The 24,639-nt window shown below is 67.7% G+C and carries 20 protein-coding genes and 1 pseudogene; 10 read left to right on the forward strand and 11 right to left on the reverse strand.

Annotated elements, in window-relative coordinates:
* The 4 genes and pseudogenes from BQ9890_RS15750 to BQ9890_RS01740 form a co-directional block, all read left to right on the forward strand.
* Positions 1-216: hypothetical protein (locus tag BQ9890_RS15750; RefSeq protein ID WP_230297769.1), on the forward strand; the 216-nt coding region annotated here is incomplete at its 5' end.
* A 65-nt stretch (positions 217-281) separates the two neighbouring features.
* Positions 282-875: pseudogene (locus BQ9890_RS17010) on the forward strand (DUF4350 domain-containing protein); the annotation flags it as partial.
* 493 nt (positions 876-1,368) lie between these two features.
* A complete protein-coding gene (locus tag BQ9890_RS01735; RefSeq protein WP_456047824.1) occupies positions 1,369-2,700 on the forward strand; it encodes a DUF58 domain-containing protein in 1,332 nt (443 codons plus the stop codon).
* A gap of 56 nt (positions 2,701-2,756) precedes the next feature.
* Positions 2,757-4,073 (forward strand): ClC family H(+)/Cl(-) exchange transporter, encoded by a 1,317-nt coding sequence (locus BQ9890_RS01740; protein ID WP_075888860.1) that lies wholly within the window; start codon positions 2,757-2,759, stop codon positions 4,071-4,073.
* Between the two features lie 49 nt (positions 4,074-4,122).
* On the opposite strand, the gene BQ9890_RS01745 is transcribed toward BQ9890_RS01740, so the two are convergent.
* Positions 4,123-5,136, reverse strand: a complete 1,014-nt coding sequence (locus BQ9890_RS01745) for a stage II sporulation protein M (protein WP_326844905.1) — start codon at positions 5,134-5,136, stop codon at positions 4,123-4,125.
* Here BQ9890_RS01745 and BQ9890_RS15100 point away from each other — a divergent pair.
* Complete coding sequence (locus BQ9890_RS15100; protein ID WP_075888862.1) at positions 5,135-5,968, forward strand: RDD family protein; 834 nt, start codon at positions 5,135-5,137, stop codon at positions 5,966-5,968. The genes BQ9890_RS01745 and BQ9890_RS15100 overlap by 2 nt on opposite strands.
* Before the next feature lie 136 nt (positions 5,969-6,104).
* On the opposite strand, the gene BQ9890_RS01755 is transcribed toward BQ9890_RS15100, so the two are convergent.
* Positions 6,105-6,539, reverse strand: a complete 435-nt coding sequence (locus BQ9890_RS01755; RefSeq protein ID WP_075892565.1) for a DUF3499 domain-containing protein — start codon at positions 6,537-6,539, stop codon at positions 6,105-6,107.
* 96 nt (positions 6,540-6,635) lie between these two features.
* Between BQ9890_RS01755 and BQ9890_RS01760 the strand changes: the two genes are divergently transcribed.
* Both BQ9890_RS01760 and BQ9890_RS01765 read left to right on the forward strand, forming a co-directional pair.
* Positions 6,636-6,953 carry a hypothetical protein gene (locus BQ9890_RS01760; protein WP_075888864.1) on the forward strand — a complete coding sequence of 106 codons (318 nt, stop codon included), beginning with the start codon at positions 6,636-6,638 and terminating at the stop codon, positions 6,951-6,953.
* 65 nt (positions 6,954-7,018) lie between these two features.
* The gene (locus BQ9890_RS01765; RefSeq protein WP_075888866.1) at positions 7,019-7,438 is read left to right on the forward strand and encodes a metallopeptidase family protein; all 420 of its coding nucleotides are present in this window, start codon (positions 7,019-7,021) and stop codon (positions 7,436-7,438) included.
* Between the two features lie 64 nt (positions 7,439-7,502).
* On the opposite strand, the gene BQ9890_RS15105 is transcribed toward BQ9890_RS01765, so the two are convergent.
* From BQ9890_RS15105 to BQ9890_RS01780, 3 genes are read right to left on the reverse strand one after another with little or no spacing between them, the layout of a single operon-like run.
* A complete protein-coding gene (locus tag BQ9890_RS15105) occupies positions 7,503-8,969 on the reverse strand; it encodes a DUF5719 family protein (protein ID WP_075888868.1) in 1,467 nt (488 codons plus the stop codon).
* Positions 8,966-12,109, reverse strand: coding sequence for a glycosyltransferase (locus tag BQ9890_RS01775; RefSeq protein ID WP_075888870.1), 3,144 nt, complete (start codon positions 12,107-12,109; stop codon positions 8,966-8,968). The genes BQ9890_RS15105 and BQ9890_RS01775 overlap by 4 nt, the downstream gene beginning before the upstream one ends.
* Positions 12,106-12,375 carry a WhiB family transcriptional regulator gene (locus BQ9890_RS01780; protein WP_396142410.1) on the reverse strand — a complete coding sequence of 90 codons (270 nt, stop codon included), beginning with the start codon at positions 12,373-12,375 and terminating at the stop codon, positions 12,106-12,108. Before BQ9890_RS01780 ends, BQ9890_RS01775 begins: the two co-directional genes overlap by 4 nt.
* A 306-nt stretch (positions 12,376-12,681) precedes the next feature.
* On the opposite strand from BQ9890_RS01780, the gene BQ9890_RS01785 reads away from it, so the two are divergent.
* Complete coding sequence (locus tag BQ9890_RS01785; protein ID WP_143226202.1) at positions 12,682-13,500, forward strand: hypothetical protein; 819 nt, start codon at positions 12,682-12,684, stop codon at positions 13,498-13,500.
* A gap of 54 nt (positions 13,501-13,554) precedes the next feature.
* Here the strand turns inward: BQ9890_RS01785 and BQ9890_RS01790 are convergent, their stop codons facing one another.
* The 6 genes from BQ9890_RS01790 to rfbB form a co-directional block, all read right to left on the reverse strand.
* Positions 13,555-15,648 (reverse strand): acyltransferase family protein, encoded by a 2,094-nt coding sequence (locus BQ9890_RS01790; protein ID WP_268258638.1) that lies wholly within the window; start codon positions 15,646-15,648, stop codon positions 13,555-13,557.
* Positions 15,649-15,701: 53 nt separating this feature from the next.
* Positions 15,702-16,979, reverse strand: coding sequence for a lipopolysaccharide biosynthesis protein (locus tag BQ9890_RS01795; protein WP_075888878.1), 1,278 nt, complete (start codon positions 16,977-16,979; stop codon positions 15,702-15,704).
* On the reverse strand, positions 16,972-17,754 hold the full coding sequence (locus tag BQ9890_RS01800) for a LicD family protein (protein WP_195907605.1): 783 nt from the start codon (positions 17,752-17,754) through the stop codon (positions 16,972-16,974). The genes BQ9890_RS01795 and BQ9890_RS01800 overlap by 8 nt, the downstream gene beginning before the upstream one ends.
* Before the next feature lie 50 nt (positions 17,755-17,804).
* Positions 17,805-18,674 carry a glycosyltransferase family 2 protein gene (locus BQ9890_RS01805; RefSeq protein WP_075888882.1) on the reverse strand — a complete coding sequence of 290 codons (870 nt, stop codon included), beginning with the start codon at positions 18,672-18,674 and terminating at the stop codon, positions 17,805-17,807.
* An 88-nt stretch (positions 18,675-18,762) separates the two neighbouring features.
* A complete protein-coding gene (locus BQ9890_RS01810; protein WP_230297770.1) occupies positions 18,763-19,665 on the reverse strand; it encodes a glycosyltransferase in 903 nt (300 codons plus the stop codon).
* Positions 19,666-19,720: 55 nt separating this feature from the next.
* Positions 19,721-20,728, reverse strand: a complete 1,008-nt coding sequence (rfbB, locus tag BQ9890_RS01815) for a dTDP-glucose 4,6-dehydratase (RefSeq protein ID WP_075888886.1) — start codon at positions 20,726-20,728, stop codon at positions 19,721-19,723.
* 817 nt (positions 20,729-21,545) lie between these two features.
* Here rfbB and BQ9890_RS15755 point away from each other — a divergent pair.
* Both BQ9890_RS15755 and BQ9890_RS01825 read left to right on the forward strand, forming a co-directional pair.
* The gene (locus BQ9890_RS15755) at positions 21,546-23,651 is read left to right on the forward strand and encodes an N-acetylmuramoyl-L-alanine amidase (protein ID WP_268258654.1); all 2,106 of its coding nucleotides are present in this window, start codon (positions 21,546-21,548) and stop codon (positions 23,649-23,651) included.
* 147 nt (positions 23,652-23,798) lie between these two features.
* A complete protein-coding gene (locus BQ9890_RS01825) occupies positions 23,799-24,638 on the forward strand; it encodes an ABC transporter permease (RefSeq protein WP_075888890.1) in 840 nt (279 codons plus the stop codon).
* Position 24,639 lies beyond the last annotated feature (1 nt).

Genomic DNA, 24,639 nt, shown 5'->3' on the forward strand with positions numbered 1-24,639 from the left:
CGATACCCGCAGGTCTCCGGTGAGCTCTCCTGGGCGTCCGACCTCTTCGATGCGGTGCGCTACGGGACCGCCCATGCCACCGGTGGGGACCACGCCCGTGTCCTCGTCCTGGCCGACTCCCTCGGGCATCCGGCACCCTCCGACGATCCCGGGACGCCCTCCCGACCCCGGCGCTCCCCCCAACTCCCCCGACCGGCGGGCGGGTCCCGGCGATGAGCACGGCAGTCGCGGGAGTCGTCACCCCCACCTCACGCCACCGCCTGCGCGCGGCGCGCCCCCTCATGGTCATCGCCGTGGTGCTCCTGGCCTGCCTGCTGGCGGGGACCCTGCTTCCGGGCACCGAGGAGGACCCCCGCGCCCTGTCCACCACGAACACCACCGACTCCGGGGCGCGCGCGCTGGTCCAGGTGATGCGCGCCAACGGCATCGACGTGGTCGCGGCCTCCGGGGCGCGCGAGGCCGCGCGTCTCGCCGAGGACCCGGACACCACCCTGGTGGTCGCCTTCCCCGGTCGCGCCAGTGACGAGGTCGCCCAGGCCCTGGCCGGGGCCGACCGTCTGGTCTACATCGGCACCGAGCAGTCCTACGGGGACGTCCTGCCGGGTCTGGAACCAGAGGTCTCGGGTGCCCAGCCGGCCCCGGGCACCCAGGTGGCGGCTGGTGCCTCCTGCGCGCTGGACGCCCCGCTGCGGGCGGGCGGCATCACCCGCGGGGCCTACGGGGTGCTCCCCGGACAGGACTGGCAGGGCTGCTACGACCTGGGCGACGGCATGGTGGGCTACGCCGAGCGGAGCACTGCGAGTGGCTTCCAGGCCGTCATCCCCGACTCCCGCCTGGTGCGCAACGGCACGGTCGCGGAGTTCGGCAATGCCGCCCTGGCCATCAACGCCATCGCCCGCACGCCCCGGGTCGTGTGGTACTTGGCCGACTTCTCCGACACCATGGAGGACTCGCCCCCGGTGGCCCCGGCGTGGATGGTCCCGGCCTTGCTCGTGCTGTGTGCCGCGGGCCTGGCAGCAGCCCTGGGACGAGGGCGCCGCCTCGGTCGCCTGGTACCCGAGGAACTCCCCAGTCACGTCCCGGCCGCCGAGACCGTGGTGGGACGGGGCCGTCTGTTGCGACGCAACGGGGACCGTGCCCACGCGGCCCGGGCACTCAGGGCGGAGTCGGCCCGGCGACTCGCCCGCAGGCTCGGGGTCCCGCCCACAGGCCCACCCGAGGAACTGCACACCGCCCTGGTCCGGGCCGGGATCACGCCCGGACGGGCCCAGACGCTGCTGTGGGGACCACCCCCGGCATCCGACCAGGCCCTGGTGGANGCTGGTCCCCACCCGCTCCATGGTGTGGGGCTGGGTGGGGCTGGTCGCCGTGGTGTGCCTCATCGACGCGATCGTGGCGCTCTCCCCGCGCGAGTTCCGCATCGAGCGTCGCGTGTCGGGCCCCATCCGCGCCGACGAGACCACTCAGTCCGAGGTCACCGTGTCCAACCCGACCCGGCGCGGCGCCCACGTCGAGGTGCGTGACGCCTGGGTCCCCTCGCTGCACCCCACGCCCTCGCGCCACCGCGTGGCCCTGCCCGGTGGCGGCTCGGTGGGTGTCGTGACGCGCCTCTCCCCGGAGCGTCGCGGCAAGCGCCGGGCGGACTACGTGACGATCCGCGTGTGGGGGCCACTCGGGCTGGCCGCACGCCAGGTGTCCGTGGCCGTGCCCGCGACCCTGGCGGTGCTGCCGGAGTTCCGCTCCCGGCGCCTCCTGCCCTCGCGACTGGCGCGCCTGCACGAACTGGAGGGCTCCACCGCGACGATCCTGCGTGGCCCGGGCACCGAGTTCGACTCCCTGCGCGAGTACGTGCGCGGCGACGATCCCCGCGACATCGACTGGCGGGCCTCCGCACGCTCCCGCGACCTGGTGGTGCGCACGTGGCGCCCGGAACGTGACCGGCACGTGGTCCTCGTCCTGGACACCGGCCGCGCCTCGGCCCTGCTGCTGGGTGCGCCCGGCGCCCACGTCAGCGCTTCGGCGCTGCCACCCATCCCGGCGGGTTCCTCCCCCGCCCTCCGCCTCCCGCTCGCTTCCGACATCGACGAGGGCGGCCACGACCCTTCAGCCGCGCCGGTGGACCTGCTGGACCTGGGCGTCGCACCCCGGTTGGACGCGGGCATCGAGGCGGCATTGCTGCTGGCCGCCCTGGCGGACCGGGCCGGCGACAACGTGCACCTCGTGGCGATCGACCGTCAGGTCCGGGCCCGGATCTCGGGTGTGCGCGGGGCGGGACTGATGCGCCAGATCGCGGACTCCCTGACCGATGTGGTCCCCGATCTCCAGCCCGTCGACTGGGAGCTGGTGACGGCAGAGGTGCGTCGCACGGTCCACCACCGAGCGCTCGTCGTCCTGGTCACCGAGGTGCCACCTGTGGGTGCTGATCCCGACTTCCTCCAGGCGGTCTCGGAACTGTCCTCCTCGCACCTCGTGGTCGTCGCGTCGGCCACCGACCCCGAGCTGGCACGCCTGGCCGCCGGGCGCGGGGACGCGGAGGCGGTGTACGCCTCGGCCGCCGCCGGTTCGACCCTGAACGAGTCACGGGTGGGGGCACGCGACGCGGAGCGCGCCGGCGCCCTGGTGCTGGACGTGGATGCGGGTCTCCTGGCCGCACGCCTGTCTGACACCTACATCGCCCTCAAGAAGCAGGGGCGACTGTGATCGGCGCCTCCGGGCGCTGATCGCGCCCGGTGGACGGGGTGGTCCATAGTGGACGGGTGAACGAAGTGCTCGGAATTCACCCGTGGCGGATCGCGGCCAGGGCCCTGCTGGTCGGCCTCGTCTCCGGCGTCCTCGCGATCCTCTTCCGGGCGCTCTTGGAGGCGTGCCTGGACCTGGCGCGCAGAATCGCCCCAATCCTGCGTGAGGACTGGCGCGTCACCGCGGCGTGGGTGGTCGCGGCGGGCCTGGCCGTCGCGGCCCTCACGGTCCTGCTGAGGTGGGAACCGGACGCCGGCGGGTCCGGGATCCCGCAGGTCAAGGGCGTGATCCAGGGGCGTCTGGGGCTGCGTCCCCTGCGCGTCCTGGTCGTGCGCTTCCTGGCCGGGGCACTGGCGGGGGTCTTCGGCCTGTCCCTGGGACGCGAGGGCCCCAGCATCCACATCGGTGCCTCCGGCGGCAAGCTCGTGGCCTCCTCCATGCGGGCGGACGAGGTGACGACCGACTACCTGGTCACCGCGGGCGGTGCGGCGGGACTGGCGGCGGCCTTCTCCGCACCGCTGTCGGGTCTGTTCTTCGCCCTGGAGGGCCTGCACCGGTCCTTCTCCCGGCCCGTCATGCTGGCGGCCGCGGCAGGGGCCTTCCTGGCCGGGGGGCTGGCCAGCGCCGTGTTCGGACTGACGCCGATCCTCGCGTTCTCCACCCTGCAGCCCCTGCCCATCGGCGACTACCCATGGATGGTGGCCATCGGAGTGGTCTCCGGCCTCACCGGTGTCGCGATGACCCGGGGTCTCCTCGGCTTCCAGGACCTCTACGCCCGCGTCCCGGTGCCGGCACGTCTCGGCGTGGCGCTGGGGATCGCCATCGTGGTCCAGATGACCGTCCCGGACCTGCTGGGAGGTGGGGAGAACCTCATCGCCCTGGCACAGCGGGCCGGTACCGGCCTGGGGGTCCTCGCACTGCTGTGGGTCGGCAAGGCGCTGTTCACCATGACGAGTTTCTCCTCGGGGGTACCCGGGGGCATCTTCATGCCGATCCTCACTGTCGGCGCCCTCTCCGGCGCAGTGGGTGCGGGTCTGTTGGCCCGGGCCGATCTCCTGCCGGCAGGAGCCGTCCCGGTCGCCGCGGTGGCCGCAATGGCCGGAGCGCTGGCGGGCAGCGTGAAGAGCCCCGTGACGACGATCATGCTCACCGTGGAGATGGTCGGCAACGTCCAGCACATCCTCCCCGTGGCACTGTGCGCCTTCACAGCCCTGGGCGTCGCGGACCTGGTCGGTTCACCCGACATCTACGGGGCACTGCTGCGCCGCCGGATCGCCGCCGCCCACCACGGCGTCACCGCCACGCGCGCGGCGCGCCCGGGACACGGAGCCTGACCGGGCGCAGCGCGGTGGCCCCGGGCGCGCCACGGTGGACGTGGTGACCTCAGTCGGCCACGGGCACGGCGTACCCGGCGTCGGACTCCAGGTCCCCGGAGTACCCGGCCCGCGCGGCGCGGCCCCCGACGACCAGGACGTAGACCCACACCGCAGCAGTCACCGACGCGCCCAGTGCGATCTTCAGCCACACCGGCAGGCCCGAGGGCGTCACGAAGCCCTCCAGGACACCCGAGACGAAGAGCAGGATCACCAGACCCAGCGCGATCGTGACCATTGCCCGCCCGGTCGCTGCCACCGCCTGCAGCCGTGTCCTCGCCCCGGGCACCAGCATCGACCAGAAAACCCTCAAGCCAGCCGCCCCCGCGATGAAGATGGCGGTGAGCTCGGGGATCCCGTGGGGCAGGATGAACCCGAAGAACTGGCCCGGTCCCGCGTACTCGATGACGACGGCCGCCGAGGTCCCCAGGCTCTGGGCATTCTGGAAGAGGACGTAGACGGGGAACACGCCGGTGATCCCCCCGCCGATGCACTGCAGGGCGATGAAGGCGTTGTTGAACCACACGGAGGCCCCGAACTCCGAGGCCGTGTCCTGGCTGTAGTAGGCGACGAAGTCCCGCTGGGCGTAGGTCTCCAGTTCCGAGGGCGACCCGAGTGCCGCGAACAGCGTGGGGTCACGCAGCAACCACCAGGCCTGCAGGGAGGCCACCAGCAGGAAGGCTGCGGTGACGCCGATGATCCACCAGCGGGTCACGAAGAGTGCTGCCGGCAGGGAGACCCTGAACCAGCGGGACAGCGATGCGGTGGAGGCCCCCGGGGCTCCGGTCAACCGGGCGCGCGCGGCCGCGAGATCGCGAGAGAGTGCCCGGATGAGGTCCGGGTCCGGGTTCTGCGCCCGCACGGATGCGAGGTCCGCTGCTCCCTGTCGGTAGAGCACGGACAGCTCGTCGATCTCGGCGCCCGCCATGCGGCGTCTGCGGGCGAGCTCGTGCAGCCGGTCCCAGGATCCGGCCCGTGCAGCCCTCAGCGCATCGATGTCCACGTCGGCTAGCGTGTCACACATGAGCACCCAGGTCGTCCCCGTCCGGCGCATCCGCGAGGAGTCGATCGTCACCGGGGAGGCCGTCGAGCTGGAGGTCCGCCCCGCCTCTCCCCTGCTCCGCGTCGCTGCCGGCCTCGTCGACGGTGCCTGCATGCTGCTGGGCTACGCGGTGGCGGTCCTCGTGGCCTCCCGCATCGTGCAGAACCCCTCGGGCTCGACCGTGAGGGTCCTGCTCATCGGCTCGATCGTCCTGGTCACGGTCATCCTGCCCATGTCCGTTGAGGTCGCCACACGGGGGCGCTCGCTCGGCAAGTGGGCCTGGGGCCTGCAGGTGGTGCGCGACGACGGCGGGGTGGTCACGGCCCGTCACAGCCTGGTCCGCGCACTGGCGGGCATCCTGGAGCTGTGGCTCACCCTGGGAGCCATCGCGGTCCTCTCGGCGACGATCACGCCACGCTCCAAGCGTCTGGGGGACCTGGCTGCGGGAACGATGGTGGTGCGCCTGCCCGAACCCGCCTGGAACGCGCCGCTCCTCATGCCCCCGGAGCTGGGTGGGTGGGCGTCCTCGGCCCAGGTCCTCCCCCTGCCGGCGGGCCTCCAGGCCGAGGCGCTCGGTCTCCTGCGCGGGACCTCACAGGTGCGGCCGCAGGTACGGGACCGGGCCGGCGCCGCCCTCGCCCAGCGTCTGGCCATGCGCGTCGCCCCGCCACCGCCGCCGGGGACGAACCCCGAGCGCTTCATCGCGGCCGTCCTCGTGGTGCTGCGGGACCGCGAGTACCGGCGCGCCCTCACCCGCGACGCGCTGGCGGAGGAGCGTCGCCGCATCGCGGACCGGCCCCCGTTCGGGATCTGAGTCGGGCAGGGTCCGGACACGGCCCGAGGACTCGCGCCGGCCGCCTGGATCCGTGTCGCGGGGTGGGCGCCGTGCTCGTGCGCGCGGCCGCATGCCGTGGTCGGAGGGGGCCGCAGAGCCGGTCCGGGGGACCGGCTCAGTCCTCGGGGTCGGCGATGACCCGGAACTGGGCGCGCCTGCGCGCGTACGGCGACTCCGGGTCCAGCGGGGACTCCTCCGAGGCCTCGGCCACGGCAGTCGCGAAGGGGCCGCGGTCGGGTGTCCGGCGCGGGGCGCTGTGGGTGGAGCGGGGAGGTTCGTTGCGGGCGGCCTCGCGCACGGCGTCCACCAGTGCCAGGAGATCATCAGGCGAGGGCGGGGCCGGATCGAAACTGGTCTGCAGGCGCACCACCTGCCATCCCACGGGGGCTGTGAGGTGCTCGGCATGGATGTCGCAGAGATCGTAGGCATGGGGCTCGGCAGCGGTCGCCAGGGGACCCAGGACCGCGGTCGAGTCCGCGTAGTCATAGGTCAGGGTGGCCACCGCGGGTCTGCCGCATCCCGGTTTCGAGCAATGCCGTGCCGCTATCACGGTCACACCATACGGCTCATCGCCACGCAACGGCCGCAGGCACGCAGAAGCCCCGCATCGCCCACTGCGTGCGTTCGAGCTCTGTACGCTGTGCACATGCCCGACATCACATTGCACCTTCGCGAGCTCTCCGCCTCCATCGGCGTCAACGCCGCCTACGGGGAGGCACGCACGGTCGACGGTCAGGAGCTCGTCCCGGTCGCGCTCGTCACCGGCGGCTTCGGTTCCGGCGATGACGAGGGACGCATTGGCGCAGGGGCCGGCGGGGTCTGCGTTCCCGTAGGGGCATACGTGCGCCGTGGTGACCGCCTGCACTTCGCACCGAACCCGGTCGTCGCCCTCGCCGTGGGAGTGCCCTTCGCCTACGCGACCGGGCGTGCCCTCGTCGGCGTCATCCGGGCACTGCGGGCCTGACGGACTCTCCGGTGGGCCACACACCTCTCGGAGGCAGAGGCATCCGACACGGGTAGGCTGGATCCGTGTCATTCCACGCCCGACCCCGACGCGACCGCCACGGTCGTGGTCCGCGCGGACCCATGCTCTTCCCCGGCACACCCGCATGGCGCACGCGCCGGGAGAGGTTCGACGAGCTCGTGGCCGACATGGTGGAGGACTTCATCCGCCGCTGGCCCATCGTCTCCACCATCGAGTTCGCCATCGAGGACGTGCCCCCCTCGGACCCGGCGGACTGGGAGGACCACTCCACGGTCCTGGCGCGCCTGTTCCCCTCGGACCGTCGGCGCGGGCTCGCCGACCGGATCGTCGTCTACCGTCTCCCCGTCGAACAGCGCGCCGCCCGCGGCAGTGAGTTGGAGGACCTGGTGCGCGCGCTCCTCATCGACCGCATCTCCCGGGTGGTGGCGGTCTCCCCCGAGGACCTCGACCACGGGGCTGCCTGAGGCACGTCGGGAGGCACCCACCTGTGGGTGTCCGGGCACCACCCGGGCACGGAGCACGGACCCCCTACGGGCCGACGTCCACCGCCACGTCCAGCGAGTCGATGCCGGTGGTGCCCAGCGGCCACACGGCCACCTGGTCCCCGGTCGGCGTCCCGGCCGTGACGACGAGTGCGACGTGCACCGGGTGGTCGGCGCTCAGCGCGCCCGCTGCCCCGGGCAGGTCGACCGTGACGCTTCCGCCTGCGGGAACCTCCACGCTGGTGCCGCCCGGGCCACCGGACCCACCCGACTGGGCACCGCCACCGGACTGGGCGGGGTCGCCCCCTGCCCCGCCGATCCGGACGGTGGCCCCCTGGTCGGCGGGCGCGCTCAGCACCAGCTGTGCCTTGACGTCTCCTCCCCCGCTGGGTGTCCCGACCGAGGTGGCTCGCAGCACGTCGGCCCCGAGCTGTTCCTCGACCAGACCCGAGAGATCCCCCGCACCGGGCAGGTCCACTCCCGTGGTGACAGTGCTCGGAACCACCAGGGTCCGGGAACCCCACTGCTGGTCGGAGTCGGGCCACCGGGAGCCCGTCCCACGCACATCGGCCGTCGCCACGACAGGCACGTCGGAACTGACCACAAGGGAGACCGGATCGGCGGCGACACCACTGAGGTCCACGTCCAGGGGCACGCCGGGGTCGACCTCGAGGTCCTCGGCCCCCGCCAGGGGCGTGACACCCGAGTCGTCGGAAACGCCCAGGGACACCGTCGCAGCCTTGTCCCCCGGTGCGACCAGGCGCACGGATGCGCCACTCCCGGCGCTCACACCGGGCAGCACGAGGTCCGTTCCCGCAGTGGTCGCGGGTGCAGCACCCACACCGGTGGGCACCTCACCGTCCAGGCCCGAGGTCTGGACCCATGCGGAGACGCCGGGCCCGTCGGCCACGACGTGGAAAGCCGGGCGTTCCTCATCGGGGAACCACGTGGCCGGGGCCAGGACGACGACCTGACCGGCGGGGACATTGACGGACTGGGGGGCGTCCGGCGACTTCCCGGAAGCCCCGTAGGAGGTGATGCTGACCTGGGAGGCCACCGTGGACGGATTGGAGAGGAGCAGGAGCAGGTCCTCACCCACCACCGTGGAGCCCGAGGCGATCCACTGGTCGCTGGTGGGGGCGGTGCAGGGCAGCAGCGACAGACCCCTCAACTCGCCACCCCCCTGCCCGACCACCATCACGCCGGAAGGCACCGCTGTCGAGGCTCCCCTGGTCGACACGGTGAGGGAGGGCGTTGCGCCCGTGGTGACGCTGCCGCGTGAGGACCACCCCGCCCCCGCGGCAACGGTGGCACCCGCGTCGTAGGGGTCCTCCGTGCCGGGAGCGCAGGCCAGTGTCATGGACGAGGGCGCGACCGAGTACGAAGGCAGGTCGGGGTCCTGGTCGCCGGTGCCCGGGATCCACAGGTCGGCGGTGCCGACGGCCGCCAGGGAGGCCACCATCGCCACGGACACCAGGACCCCGAGGAGCCGTGAACGCGAGGGACGCGTCATCGGTGTCTCCTCAGTGGGAGTGCGGCAGCGGCCGCGCCGACCAGCACCACTCCTGATGCGATGCGCCAGCCGAGCAGCCACCAGGGGCTGAACTCCACGACCAGGTGACCGCTCGCAGGAAGTGCGAATGCCTGTCGCCAGGTCCCCGATGCCGGCTGGGCTGCCTGCAGTGGCACACCGTCGAGGGTGGCACGCCAGCCGGGGTCCGCGCGTTCCGCCAGGACCAGGGTGCCCGAGACGCCCTCGTCCAGGGTGACGTCGGTGCGCAACCACCCGGTGTCGACGAGCGTCTCCGAGTCGGTTCCCTCCACGGTGAGGCGTGCGGGGACGATGTCGTCGGGGCGCACCCTCCACAGGTCCCCGACGTCGGTGGTGCCGACCTTCTCGACACCGGGAGCCCGGCCCAGGGCGTCGGCCATGCGCTTGCCGTCCTCGGAGGAGACATCGGGCAGGAGGACGGTGTCGATGGCGTGTTCGGCCAGCACGCGCACGGAGGAGTCGTCCGGGTACTCGACCAGGGTGACCGCGGCCCGGGCGAGGTCCTCGTCCGCGGGGTCCTGCCCACCCGCGCGCAGCGCGTGCAGCTCCGACAGGCGCGAGCCCGCCGAGGCGTCCGTGACCGACACCCCGGGGCCGCGCAGGACCTCGGCGTGGACGCCGAGCTGGTCGCGGGTGAGGACGAGGACACGGCCCGCCCTGGGCGAGAGCTGCGCCTGCAGGCTCACCGCGGGCACGTCCGGGCCGTCCGACGGGCTCACGTGGTCCCACGTGTCCGCCTGCAGTGGGCCGGGCAGCGCCCAGGCCCCCAGGGTCGCAACCGCGCAGATGCCCACGACCGTGGCGAGGACCCGTGTGGGTCGGTGGCGCGGGTCGTCCCAGGGCAGGGGGGAGGCCGAGGCACGCAGACAGGCGATGAGCAGGGCGAGTCCGGCCAGTGACAGTGCCGGTGCGGCCCAGGCGTGGGCGACACCTGAGGTGGTCCCCGTCGCGCCGACCACGGCCGCCTCCGAGGAGGGCGTGAAGGCGACGTCGACGTGCCCCAGGGCCAGGGCGACGACCATGGCACCCACGGCCACGGCGAGGGCGCCACGCACCATCCAGACCCCCGGGACGTCACGCAGGCCGCCCGCCACCGCGATGACCAGCAGCAGGGCGCCGGGGAGGCCGAGCAGCCACACCCAGGGGTGCCAGGTCACGGCCGAGGGGATGCCGAGCAGGACCTGCCAGGACGCGGCCGGGTCCACGGCCAGGGCAGGACCACCCGTGGTCAGCAGCGCTGCCCAGCCTCCGGCCTGGCGCAGTTGGTGGACCACCGTCGGCGCCACCAGCACCAGAGCGGGTACCACGGCCATGGCCACGCCCAGCGCACGTCGGCGCCGGAGTGCCAGCGCGAGCGCTGCGAGGAGCACCGCAGGCAGCAGCAGCCACGGTGCCGCGCATGCGGCGCCCGCCAGTGCCAGGGCACCGACGCCGATCGCGCCCGAGCGATGACGCGCCGTCGATGCCGTCACGTCTCCTTCCGCCCCGGCTGCCACCAGGAGGGGCACGGGCACCAGCAGACGCAACCAGCTCCAGGCGAGCACCGGGAGCAGCACGTGGACCAGCACCGCACCGAGTCGGCCCTGGGAGGCGGAGACCGTCAGCGCCGGCAGCGCCGCCCACGCCAGGGCTCCCGCCACTCGCGCGGGCACCGACGTGGTCAGGGCACCACCCAGCAGCCAGGCCGACCAGGCGGCGAGGGGGAGGGCCAGTACCAGCAGCCAGGTCCAGGTCGTGCCCGCACTGACGCCGAGGAGGGTGAAGGGGGCACTGAGCAGGGACAGGGGGATCAGGAGGGGATCCGCGGGCCCGGGTGTCCCGTCCCCTCCGGGGATCCAGGCGGACCAGGTGGCACTCCAGAGGTCACCCCACCGGGTGGGAGCCCCGGCCCATGCTGCTCCCCGCACACCCGACAGGTACCGCGCCCCCACGATGAGCGATGCGAGTGTGGTGCACAGGAGCAGGGCCGTCACGGCGCCTCGAGTGCGCCGACCGTGCCGACGCAGGGAGGACACGACCAGGGGGTCCACCGGTGCTGCCGCCAGGCCCGCGCGCCGGATGCGGTGCACCAGCCGACGCTCCTCGGCCAGGGCGCGCGGTGTCGCCTCCAGGGGGCGCAGCACGGACCGCGGCAGGGTCGCCTGGCGGGCATTGCGGAGACGGGAGCGCACCAGTCGCGGGGTGTGGCGCACCAGGTCCCACCAGGCCCCGACCTCGGCAGGAGCCAACTGGGAGGCTCCGGTGAGCAGTCTGCCGACCGACCGCAGGGGGCTCCACAGGGTCAGGGCCGCCACCAAGAGCGGTACCTGCCACCAGGGAACGGCCAGGAACCAGTTGACCAGCTGTGCTGCGCGGCGTGCACGGAAGGAGGCGTCCCGGGCGTGTGGACGGCCGGTGGGTGGACAGGGCTCCAGGGAGCGGCGGGCGTGGCGGATGCGCGCCCTGGGTGCCAGGACGACCCGGTAGCCGGCCCGGCGTACGCGACGACCGAACTCCAACCCGTCCCCGAAGGGGCCGAGGAGGGGATCGGTTCCCCCCAGGTCCTCCCAGACCTCACGGTCGACCAGCATCCCTGCCGTCCCCACCGCCAGGACGTCGGAGCGGTCGTCGTACTGCCCCTGGTCGATCTCACCCGGGGCGATGGCCTCCAAGCGGCGCCCCGCGCGCGTGGCGTCGATGCCGACCTCAAGGACCTGGTCGCCGTCCCAGGAGACCTGTTTGGGGCCGATGACGGCAGTGGTGCGTCCCTCGTCCGCGACCTCCCAGAGCTCCCGCAGGCAGGTGGGCTCGGGAGCCGAGTCGTCATGGAGGATCCACCACCAGCGCGCCGCCTCCAGGGCCGGACCCGAGTCAGGGGTCCTCGCGGCGCGACGCACGGCCTCGCCCAGGGTCCGGGCACCCGGAGCACGCACGACCAGTGCCGTGGGGGGAGCGGACTCCGGGAGCACCGCACGCACGGGTGTGGTCCCACCCACGTCGATGACGAGAACACGATCCGGGGCCAGGGTCTGGGAGGACAGCGCGCCCAGGGTGGTGCCGAGGAACTGGGTGTCCCCGCGGGTGACGACCAGCGCGACGACCCCGCTGCGTGCCGTGCTCACACCGCCAGGCGCTTGTAACGTCGACGCTCACGCTCCGACAGCCCACCCCAGATGCCGAAACGCTCGTCATTGGCGAGGGCGTACTCCAGACATTCGGCACGCACGGTGCAGGACTCGCACACGGCCTTGGCCTCGCGGGTGGACCCGCCCTTCTCCGGGAAGAACGCCTCCGGGTCGGTCTGGGCGCACAGGGCGTGCTGCTGCCAGGCCAGCGGACCGTCGGTTCGGGCGAAGCTGTCGGCGTCCGACGCCTCGGACCACGTCAAGGGCCCGTCGCCCAAGATGTTCCACACGGTGCCGTCTCCTCGCCTCTACAACACGGTATGTGAATTACACGCGTGTCATACGCCTGAGTCAAGCCGGATGGATGTAATTGGACGCCCGTGCAGGGCCCCTGCGAGGACACCCCCGCACGCCACGCCCGGAAACCTGTTCCAATCAGGTTGCCCCCCGATGGCATGGGGAACCGGCTGCAACGTGGGACGTTGGGCCCGGACACGGGTCGGTGACACTGGTGATTCGCATCACCTGCGCGGGTTCTCGGACGGGCGCACGTGGTCTAGCGTGACGTCATGGAACTACCGGAGTTGATCGCCTCGCTCGCTGCCCGACCGGGTCCCGTCCTCACCTGGTACGGGGAGTCCCGCACGGAGTTGGGGGGCGGGGTGGCCGCACGTTGGCTGGCCAAGACCGCCAACCTCTTGGCCGGGGACCTGGCGGGTGACCTCTTCGGGGGCGTCCCCGCTGCCCCCTCCGCCCCACCCGTTGCGGGCGGCGAGCGGGCTGAGCCAGTCGAGGAACCTGTCGGTCTGCTGCGCATGGACCTGGGATCCAGTTGGCAGGGGGTCATCTGGACCTGCGCGGCATGGCTGTCGGGTTGGCGCACCCTGGGCCCTGCCCTCCCCGGCACCGACCAGGTCGACCCCGACGTGTGGGTGGTGGACTCTGCCGAGGAAGCTGGCGATGCGCTGGCACAGGGAACCCCGTGGGTGCTGGTCCAGGCGATGGGACCCCTGGCCGTGTCCTGGACGGGGACGTTGCCGGAGGGGGCCCTGGACGCACTGGCGGAGTTGGCGGCACAGTCCGATGCATTGGAGGTCTCCCCGATGGTCTCCCCCCGGACCGTCGTGTGCGAGCGGGCGGCAACCAGGGGGTCCGAGACACCGCTCCTCCGGCGGGACCTCGACCGCCGTGTCGCCCAACTCATCGCGGGCAACGTCGATCGTGGCCCCCGGCGGGTCCTGCTGACCTCGCTCGACCCCATCGAGGACACTCTCACCGTCCTCGCCCATTGGGCAGCGGGTCACTCCGTGGTGCTGGTGGACGGCGGCAGTGCCACAGCTAGGGACCTCAACAGGATCGCAGCGCGCGAAAGGGCTATGCGCGTGTGACGCGCGCCTTCCGATCGAGAAGCGATCCGAGCGGCGCGGCGGAGCCTTCGAAGGCTATTGCGGCAGTTCCAGGGCTGCCAAGACCCTCGAAGAGAAGTACGGTGCGACAGTCGCCGAATAGGTCGCCCCAACGTGGCTGTTGTCGAGGTAGACATGGACGTTGCCGATGATGGTCGGACACACTCCGTCGACGCAGTAGGCGTCACTCATGTCGATGAGCTTGAACCCCTCGATGCCCTCCAACTCCGCAGCTGGCCCCGAGCTGGGGAGGTACTGCGACTGCAGCAACAGACAACCGCCATAGGGCGAATCACTGGGCCTCTCCGACGAGCATTCATAGAGATCCTCCTGTGAGCGAGGATTGTCACGGACGCCGAGGACCGTGATCCCCCTGGAGGTGAGTTCCTCGATCAGACCACGAACTCCAGGCCGAAGTGTCTCATCGGGGGAGTCTGCCGCCGCGGAGGTGACCATCAGCGCGACATAGTCGGGATCAAACTCGTCCACATAGCCAAGGAGAGACTCGTTGCGTTCTGCGCACCGCCCCTCGTAGGCCTCAGGAAGACCCCATGAGCAGGCGGCTCCGAACACAGACTGCGCCATCCAGTTCTGATCTTCGAGCAACGGCTCGATCTGGCCGACAATCAGCTGAAAGGTGTGAGAGTCTCCTCCGATGAGTACACGGGCTGCAGCATCTGCATCGTCTCCGAACTGACGGCAGTAGTAGTTGTGGTCGACGTCATCAAAGCGGTCGCCACCCGTCCCCTCACAGCGCTCGGTGAAGCCAGCCCATTCCGCATCCAGCGCCAAGGGACCGGGGACAGCAGGCTCAGTGAAGTCAGCCCGAGCCTCTCCGAGGAGTACGGACGCTCCGGGATGTTCTGCGTCTTCCACGGCAAGCTGGTCCTCTGACTGCTGTGCGGACGCCCGGTCCAGCAGGACCAACCCCACGCCTACTGGTGCCGTGCCGAGCGCCAGACTCACGAGGACTGTCACACCCTTTGTCCAGATGGTCGCATTGATCCGGGGCGAGGTGCGGATTGGGTCCTCGACCAGTCTTGTGAAGAGCCAAGCTGCCCCGACCGACGCCACGATCAGAAGCGCCCCTTCCCACACCCCCAACCGTGACTGACCGGTTGCTCCCAGATAGATGACGAACAGCGGCCAGTGGCTGAGGTACACCGCATATGAAATGCCTCCCAGCCCCGTCAATGGGCGGAGGGAGAGGATGCGCCCCACTCCCGTCTCACTCTGTTCGGATGGGAAAAGGAGGATCGCGCTCGTCGCCAGGATCGGTATCGCGGCCATCGGACCGGGATAGGTCCCGATCGACACCAGGCCGAAGAGGAGGAGAACAGCCAGTCCCGTCCAGCTCAGCAGACGCGCGTACCTCGGCGCCACCCGGATCCAGGGTGCTGCGACTGCAAGGGCCGATCCGAGGGAGAACTCCCAAATCCGCGCCCGGGTGTCGAAATAGGCAGATCCATCAGTGGGGGCCGCCCCCAGCAACCACAGGAGCGAGGCAACAGTGAGGCTAGTGAACGCGAAGAACGCGACCGGTCGAACCTTCGTGTGAAGTGCACGAGCCCCCATCACGCACAGGGTCAGGAGAACTGGCCACACCAGGAACACCTGCCCCTGCATCGACATCGACCACCACAGATGTTGGAGGGGACTAGCTGCCGCGTGGTCACCTGCAAAGTAGTCGGCGGACACCGTGACGAGCCGCCAATTCTGCCAGTAGGTCATCGACGCGAACGCCTGAACCAGAATCTCCCGCCACCGTGAGGCCGGAAGGACCACGAGACTCGCCCCCACCGTCGACAGTACGACGATCGCAAGAGGCGGAAGGAGTCGCTTGAACGTCGTGGCCCACCGCTCAACGAAGAAGGGCATGGCCCCGGCCTCCGAGCGTCGGACGAAGGACGAGGTCATCAGGAAAGCGGAGATCATGATGAAGGCGTCCACCCCGATGGGCGAACCGACGTTCCACGCATGGAACAGGAGGACCTGCACCATGCACAGGGCTCGTAGTCCCTGAATGTCTGCCCTGTGGTTCGAACCAGCACCCCGCACCCCAGCCTTGGGGCGGGGCAGAGCCGGAGAAGAGTGCACGACTGAAGTCGTGGAGATGTCTGAGGCAGGCATCGGTGAAAGATGCTACCTCAGTGGGCCGGACCTGTCCTCGTGAGCTCCGCTCCTCACTCTTGCTCGGTGCCGAGCCTCCTGAACAAGATCATCAGGTGCCCAAGCATGATCGCAGCGCCAACCCCGGAAGCAAGGATGCCAGTGAAACTGACCCCGTTCATCGTCCACTCACGGACAAAGAAGTAGCTGGCCGGCAACGCGACGAGGACCGACACAACGTTCCCAATGAAACTTGCCTTGAACTCGCGCAGTGCGACCAGAAGATCGCTGAAGAACCATACGTAGGCGGACACCACGGTGTTCACGATGATGGGGAGGAGGAGGTACGTGTACTCCCGAATGCTCTCGTCGAAGATGAGGGGGAGGAGGGTTGGACCGGCAAGCTGGAAGAACGCTGCCGCGAGCACCCCGATTGCCATTATTCCGAGAACGACCTTCCTGAAGGCTCGCACCAGATCAGAGATCCGGCGCTCAAGAAAAGCTGCGGAGAACACGCTCAGGAGGGGGTTGTAGATGTAGCTGGCGCCCATCTGGATGACAGCGATCGGAGCCGCGACAGAAGCGTAGATCCCGAGAGCGCTCGCGCCCTCGAGGTGGGCCAGATACTGGCGTGGGACCGAGGGGGCCGTCGCGACTGCAATCGCCGCAATGACGATGGGCAAGCAGTACGCGAGAAGGTGCAGCATCTTCACCCTCGTGATGCGCACTCTGATCGGACCGAACTGACGCGTCCTCGGCAGGTCGAAGAGGAACCCGATCGCAACTGTGACCACGGCCATCCCCACGAATGCAAGTTCCAGACTCGATGTCGTACCGAAGATCCCCACGAAGGCAGCGAAAGTGAAGACACCCTGGATCATCAGCGACTGACCGATGTAGTCCATTCGACCGTTCAGCTGGTCGCAACCGTGGAGCACGTCGATCACGAGCGAGAGTATCTTGACGATCGCATAAAGCGTGATCGCCAAGATGGCCTGTGGGGCAGTGATTGCGGCATAGACCACACATCCCACCAGTGCGGCACCAGCAGTTGCCAACCGAAAAGCCACGTACTCCCCGACCGAGTTCTCCCTTCGAATGTCGGAGACCTGGTAGGTATACATCCGGTAGATGGCCAAGGGCTGGAAGATGTTGAAAACAGCCATTGCAAGAGCCAGAACGCCCGCTGCCTCATAGTCATCGGAGAGCTTGACCACCAGAACGGTCATCAGCCACTGGAACACCAGGTAGGTCATGGAACCGGCGGAGTTCCAGAGCATGTTCGCCCGAATCGACAGGCCTTCGGGCACCGGCTTCCCGGAATCTGCGGGGTCCGGCAACGCGTCAGCCATGCATCACCCCGTCCCTCCAATAGGCCTCACAGTAGTGGGGAAGCCTGTCCCTCTCCGGAGGCGGAGTCATGTAGTCGCCGTAGATCGACGTCAGATATGCGTCGTAGTCTCGCGGCGCCGTGAACGTCGATCCTTCAAACTCCAGCTCTGTCGACTCAAGGAAGGAGTATGGCATTCGCTCGCACGGTCCATAACTCCAGATGATGTACCCCACGTCCCGGCCTGGCCGGATGGGTAGGGCTGAAGCGCGCCGGTCGAGCTTCGCTGCCACCGCGAAGATGTCGCGACGACGGGCGATCGGCGTGACCACCTTCTTGATCGCCTTTCTGGTAGGCGATGTCGCGACGTCAGGATTGGCGACGATCACGTCATACATTCGCTTGACCCTTTCGGCCTTCCGGAAGACCTCATCGGTGTCGGGGAGCCCCTCCAGAGGGAAGATGTCGACCCAGACCCCACTGCTGAAGCGGGGATCGACGTACTTCTCAACGACGAGGGTGCGGCTGTCGACGATCTTGAAGAACGGATAGATCGAGGAGCGGTCCCGGTAGGACACGAGCCTGAAGTTCGAGTCTTCGTGCGAGGCATTGAAGGTGCGGAACAGCTCTTCGTAGTCCGCACGTGGCATCGTGAGGTCGATGTCATCGTCCCACGGGATGAAACCCTTGTGCCGCACAGCTCCCAAGAGGGTCCCGGCCGTCAGGTAGTAAGTCAGTCCCCTGTCGCGACAGAATGAATCGATTTCCCTGAGGATGTCGAGTTCCAGAGCCTTCATCTCTGCGAGTTGTATACGTTGCATGTCGTGCTCCTATTCCTTGTCCCGCCTCAGCGGTAGACGGTCTTCGTCAGGACGAACGCGGGCAGCAAAGCCAGTGCCGCAATGAGTGGACACGGAGCGGACCGGACGCCATGAGGAGTACCACTCAGCCGACACCCCACGAGGTAGAGCACCGAGTTCACGAACTTCAATCGGAACGTCTTGGAGTACCCGATGTACATGCGCTTGAGCATCATGTACCCCAATGGATTGGCCTTCGTCACCTTGCGGACGTTCTGGGTGTACCCGTCAGGAAGATACTCACGGACCAACAGCACACGATTGATCAGACGGAGCACGTACTCCTGATCGATCTGGTGGTAGACGTACGGCTCGGCCATGAACTTCTCCCCCGATGCCACCTTGAAGGGGAATCGCCTCAGGACGTCAACGCGGTGTGCACAAACGGTGTCCCCCTTGTGACCGTGGACATAGTAGAGGTCCCACAAGGTGGAGTAAGAGACGTGAGGCGGCATGACGCTTCCCAGTGGGGTCTCGGCAGTTCTCCCGCACAGGCCCACGACTCCCGCCACGCGCGCATCGTCCCGACAGTCCAACCAGGTGGAGAGGATCTGGGCGACGGCATCAGGCACCAAGGTGTCGTCCGAGTCAACGCAGACAAAGAGCTCGGACTCGCAAAGCTCGACTCCCCTGTTGTGAGCGCGCTGCTTGCCACCATTCGGCTGCTTCGCATACTCGATGCGGAACGGGCTCTCGGACTGCATGGTCCGTACCAAGTCGGCGGTTGCGTCCGTTGATCCGTCATCCACGACCAACCAGTAGAAGTCACCAGAGGACTGAGCCTTCAGACTCTCGAAGAGAGCCCTAAGCGTGTGTGCGCGGTTGTAGGTCGGCGTGAAGACGCACAGTTGTTCCATCGATGGAATGTTACTCGCACCGCTTCTGAGGAAGTCGACCTCCCGCTCCGATGTGATGGCAAACTCCTCTGCAGAAACGGGAGGACACTCACCACAGGTGCAGGAGGCAGGCCAGGGCGAGCTCAAGCCCCTCCCGCCGATTCCGCCTGATCTCCCGGTACCGCTTGGCAATTCGAATCCGGGACCACATGTTCTTGTGCTCCAGGTCACTAATCAGATCTTCGAGATCAACTGTCCAGGAGTGATCGTGTGAACCACTTCCCACCAGCAGGCACGCCTGCGCAACCAGGATGAACTGATTGCGGTAGAAGCCGGACCGTAGACGCTTCAGTCGAGAAGTGAGGGCATGGAGCCCGTGATTCTCGCCCTGAACGTTGCCCTGGTGTTGGCGGTAGGCGACTGTGGGCTCACTCCCGATGGTCCACTGACCGCCCAGGGCGCGAACCAACGCATAGAGGAACCAGTCATGGACACCGATCTCGCTCAGATCCAACATCGACAGGGCTGGGAGCAACCTGGCGTGCATCTCCGGTGAAAAGACGTATGTGGAACCTGGGCCGGCAGCCTCAAAGATGTAGTCCCAACGGCGTTGCGGTCCGCTCTTGACGATCAGGCGTCGAGCACCCGATGCAGCGAAGCTGACCACATCGGAGGAGGTGGCCACTGCGCCGGTTGAGCGCATCAACTCAAGCTGGGTCCGCAGCTTGCCGGGGAACCAGACATCGTCCTGGTCGCTGAGTGCGACGAAGCGGTCATCGGTCTGGGGATGTGACATCAGCAGGTACATGAAGTTGGCAGTGACGCCCGATGCTCCTGCTCGAGGGGGTAACACCACGAGTCGGGGCTCCACTGCCGAACGTCGCTCCAGGTATTCGCGTGTACCGTCGTGGGAACCATCGTCGGAGACGACAAGAGTCACGTCGATGCCCTGCTGACACAGGATCGAATCCACCTGCTGCTCGATCCAGCGCCTTCCGTTGTAGGTGGCCATGAGGACGTCCACCTTGGGAGGAGCACTCACCAACGCGCCGACAGGTGGAGTCCCGCTACTGCCCCTTCGCTGCATACTTGGCCTCGACCTGCGCCTTCAACGGGGCCCACCATGATTCGTGGTCCCGGTACCAGTCAATGGTGTGTTGCAGACCGGAACGGAAGTCAGTGAAGTGAGGCTCCCATCCGAGCTCCGCACGGAGCTTCGAGGCATCGATGGCATAGCGCCGATCATGGCCCGCACGGTCGGTGACGTGATCGAAGTCGTCCGCGGGGTATCCCATCAGTTCGTTGAGTGCCTCCACGACCGCAAGGTTGGAGGTCTCACCGTCAGCACCGATCAGGTAAGTCTCCCCGATTCTCCCCTTCGTGAGGATGTCCCACACCGCCGAGTTGTGGTCACGCACATGGATCCAGTCGCGGACATTGAGCCCGTCACCGTAGAGCCGCGGCCGGATCCCCCGGAAACGATTGGTGATCATCCGCGGGATGAACTTCTCGATGTGCTGGTAGGGACCGTAGTTGTTCGAGCAGTTCGAGATGGTCGCTTCAATGCCGAAGGAACGCACCCATGCGCGCACGAGGAGGTCCGATCCCGCCTTCGAGGCCGAGTAGGGCGAGGACGGGTTGTATGGCGTCTCAGGTTCGAACTTCGAGGGATCATCCAAGGCGAGATCGCCGTAGACCTCATCGGTGGAGATGTGGTGGTACCGGGTGTGATGACGCCTCACGGCTTCGAGCAGGGTGAAGGTACCGACGAGGTTCGAGTGGATGAAGGGGAAGGGATTGGTCAGCGAGTTGTCATTGTGCGACTCGGCTGCGAAGTGCACCACAGCATCGACAGAAGCAACGACGGCGTCCACGATGTCCCCGTCAGCCACATCTCCCTCAACGATCTCCAGTCGTTCAGCCCGGTCCTGGGGCAAGTCCGACAAGGAGCCACGGTTGCCAGCGTATGTGAACTTGTCGAGGACGACGACGCTCACATCGGGGTGCTCTTCGAGCAGCATGTGGACAAAGTTCGCACCAATGAAACCGGCACCTCCCGTGACGGCAACCTTCATCACTGAACCCCAATCATCTCGTTGTCGGTCTGTGCCATTATGCCGCATTCCTGTATCGTCGAAGCCGAAGCGACCATCTCAGTCCGTGCAAGTCCTTCCGATCGCACCCCAATCTCCCCGCACATCACTGGAGCAACACATGTCCGCATTCTCTCCAATCGCAGCCGGAACCGTCCTGACGCTGGTTCTGTCCGGTCTCGCATCCCTGGACACCGATGTCGCCTCGCCGGAGCCCGCAGGCCATGCACCGGCCCAAGTGCTCCAGCTGACCACGGAGGAACAAGAACCGACCCCCGTGGCGACCTCAGCACTGACAGGGACAACGGTCGGCGACGGAGGAAGCTCCGTACGGAGGACGACCAGGGCTGCCGTTTCCATGTTGGGGGCATCCCCGGAGGCGCTCGATCCCTCGGCGGACGCAGCCGTGCTCACAGAGCCACTTGAGGTACCAGCATTCTTCGTCACAGGCTTCACCTGGGACTCCCCTGAGGACCTGCCCGAGGGCACGTCCATCTTCCTCCGCGTGCGTGAGGATGGGGAGTGGTCCGAGTGGTTCGAAGCCGAGGCCGAGGCGTCTGCCCGGGACGACGGGAAGGGAGTGGTGGGAACTGAACCCTTCGTCACCGGCGGTTCGGACGGCATTCAGGTGAGAGTGACCGGAGAGGTCTCGGACCTGCCTTCGAACCTCGCCGTCACGATGATCCCGGATTCCCCGGACAGGACCGAGGACCTCGACCCGTCGACCATCAGCGAGGTGCCAGCCCCCGCCAGCGCCCTCAGTGACAACGAACCTGATTCCACGACTCCCACGGTGGACATGTCTACTGTGACGCCCCAATCAGGGGCTGCTGTGACGCCGCAATCAGGGGGCGTTCCTGCCTCCGGGACAGGCGGTGAGGCAGGGAGCTCCCTTGGCACCACTCCACTGAGTTCTGTCTTCCCCTCCTCGACGACCGGCAATGGACTCCCAGTCTCTGTTTCGTCCCGGTCCGACTGGGGGGCCAATGAGTCACTGAGGAACTGGGATCCTGAACTCGCTTCGGCGTCATTCGTCGTGGTGCACCACACAGCCGGAACCAACAACTACTCGATGGACCAGTCCGCATCTGTGGTACGCGGAATCTACTACTACCACGCTGTCACGAACGGCTGGGGCGACATCGGCTACAACTTCTTGGTCGACAAGTGGGGACGAGCCTTCGAAGGCCGTTCCGGCTCCTTGTCCGCACCAGCGGCGCAGATGGTGATCGGCGCACACGACCGGGGCTTCAACACCGGCACCATGGGCATCTCCATGATGGGCGACTACTCCTCCGTCACTCCTTCGAGTGCAACGATCGACACCGTCGGGAAGCTCGCAGGTTGGTTCCTGGGCAGAGCGGGCGTCTCACCCGACGGAACTGGCCGCTTCACACCGACCCTCTCCAACGGCACCCTCGTAGCCGGGCGAACCGTCACGGTCAATCGGATCTCAGGCCACCGTGACACATTCCCGACATCCTGCCCGGGCAACTCGGGCTATGCACAGCTGCCTACGATCAGAGGAATCGCCACCGCGACGGCCGCTCCGGCAGGAGCCAACCCGGTGGGGCGTATCGAAGCCTCCACACCCGATACGGGTGAACAGGCCATCTACGTCTCCGGATGGGCCTACGACACCGACGTCACCTCCCCCATCAAGGTCCGCATCACCCTTGACGGCACACCCACCACCATCACCACCGACCTCGCCCGACCCGACGTCAAGGCCGCCTTCAACCTCTCCCACGACAAGGCCGGATTCAGCACCAAACTCACCACCACCCCCGGCACCCACACCATCTGCGCCACAGCACTGAACCAGAAGGGTGGGACCGACACTTCCATGGGGTGCACCACCACCACCCTCAAGACCAACACCACGACCAAAGCCAACCCGGTGGGGCGTATCGAAGCCTCCACACCCGATACGGGTGAACAGGCCATCTACGTCTCCGGATGGGCCTACGACACCGACGTCACCTCCCCCATCAAGGTCCGCATCACCCTTGACGGCACACCCACCACCATCACCACCGACCTCGCCCGACCCGACGTCAAGGCCGCCTTCAACCTCTCCCACGACAAGGCCGGATTCAGCACCAAACTCACCACCACCCCCGGCACCCACACCATCTGCGCCACAGCACTGAACCAGAAGGGTGGGACCGACACTTCCATGGGGTGCACCACCACCACCCTCAAGACCAACACCACGACTCCCGCGTCCTTTGACCCTGGCAACATCATCTCGGACGAGGTGATGTTCGACTCGAGCTCCATGACCCAGGCTGAGGTCCAGGCCTTCCTCGACATGAAGAACCCGCATTGCGCTTCTGCGCCTTCCGGGATCCGTTGCCTCAAGGACTTCACGGTGTCGACGACCCGGATGACCGCCAAGTACTGCAGCCCCTACGAGGCTGCCTCCCAGGAGTCGGGGGCGTCCGTGATCTGGAGATCGGCAACGCTGTGCGACGTGAACCCCCAAACCCTGCTCGTCATGCTCCAGAAGGAACAGGGTCTCGTCACTGCGACCGGTTCGTCACTGACATCGAAGCGATATGCCCAGGCCATGGGCTTCCAACTTGCGAACGCGTCCTACGCGAGCTTCCCCGCACAGGTCTACCAGGCAGCGGCGCGTCTTCGACAGTACGGTGAGGAACCAGCGTCATTCCGGTACAGGGCCGGGCAGACGACGAACATCCCGTACTTCACCACTGCCTCATGCGGTTCCTCAGAGGTGACGATCCAGAACCGCGCCACTGCAGCTCTGTACAACTACACGCCCTACCAACCCAACGCCGCCGCACTGGCGAACATGTATGGGGAGGGTGACACCTGCTCGACCTACGGAAACCGCAACTTCTGGCGGTACTTCAAGGACTGGTTCCCGTCCGCAGGCTGAGCCCGGGCCCCAGTCCCCGATGCGTTAGCATGGCGTGCAGCCACCCACAATGAAGACGAGGAACTGAACCTCGACGTGCGGACCCTCGCCAGCCCCGCACGACATCGAACAGCCACCGCGTCACCGCAACGAGAGGTAAGTGGTTTCATGACCGGACCCGCCAACAGCGGTGTCCGCCCTGTCAGGGCTTTCTGGCAGGAGTGGAATTTGATCAATGCCTTCGGGCAGCGAGACCTCAAAGCCAAGTTCAACGGCACGGCGTTGGGATGGTTGTGGTCCTTGGTCGTCCCTTTGGCCACGCTGGGAATCTACACACTCATCTTCGGTGGTCTTTTCTCGATGGCGCCTCCCGGCATCGCCTCCCGGCACCAAGGCATCGGGATTTTCGCCGTCTGGCTGTTCGCTGGACTCACCGTCTGGGGTTTCTTCCAGAACTCGATCAACGCCGGCATCAACGGCCTGTTGAGTTCAGGCGGGATTCTCCAGAAGGTCTACTTCCCCGCGTATGCACCAATACTCGGCGCCAGCCTCGCCGTGGGTGTTCAGTCCTTGATCGAGGTCGGCCTCCTCCTGATGGTCATGGCTCTCCTCACAAACATCTCGTGGACCTGGCTGCTCCTCCCCTTCTTCCTCTTGCTGCTGACCGTGTTCACGGGTGCGATGTCCGTGATGCTCGCCGTCTGGAATGTCTACGTACGCGATCTCGCCCACCTGATCGGGGTGTTCCTCCAGCTGATGTTCTACGCGACCCCAATCATCTACCAGGCGAACTTGGTCCCAGAGCAGCTCTTCGGGCTACCGGCGCGAGCACTCATCGAGGCGATGCCGATGGCAGAGTTCATCACTCTCTTCCGTTCACTGGTCTATGACCTGACTCCCGGAACACCCCAGGTGTGGGGTGCCTCTGTCGCTTGGACCGTCGTCGCCTTGCTCGGTGCGGTATGGGTCTTCCGCAGGTGGGGTTCCGATCTGGGAGAGAGGATCTGAT

Source organism: Actinomyces provencensis (assembly GCF_900155435.1).
Lineage (GTDB): Bacteria > Actinomycetota > Actinomycetes > Actinomycetales > Actinomycetaceae > Pauljensenia > Pauljensenia provencensis.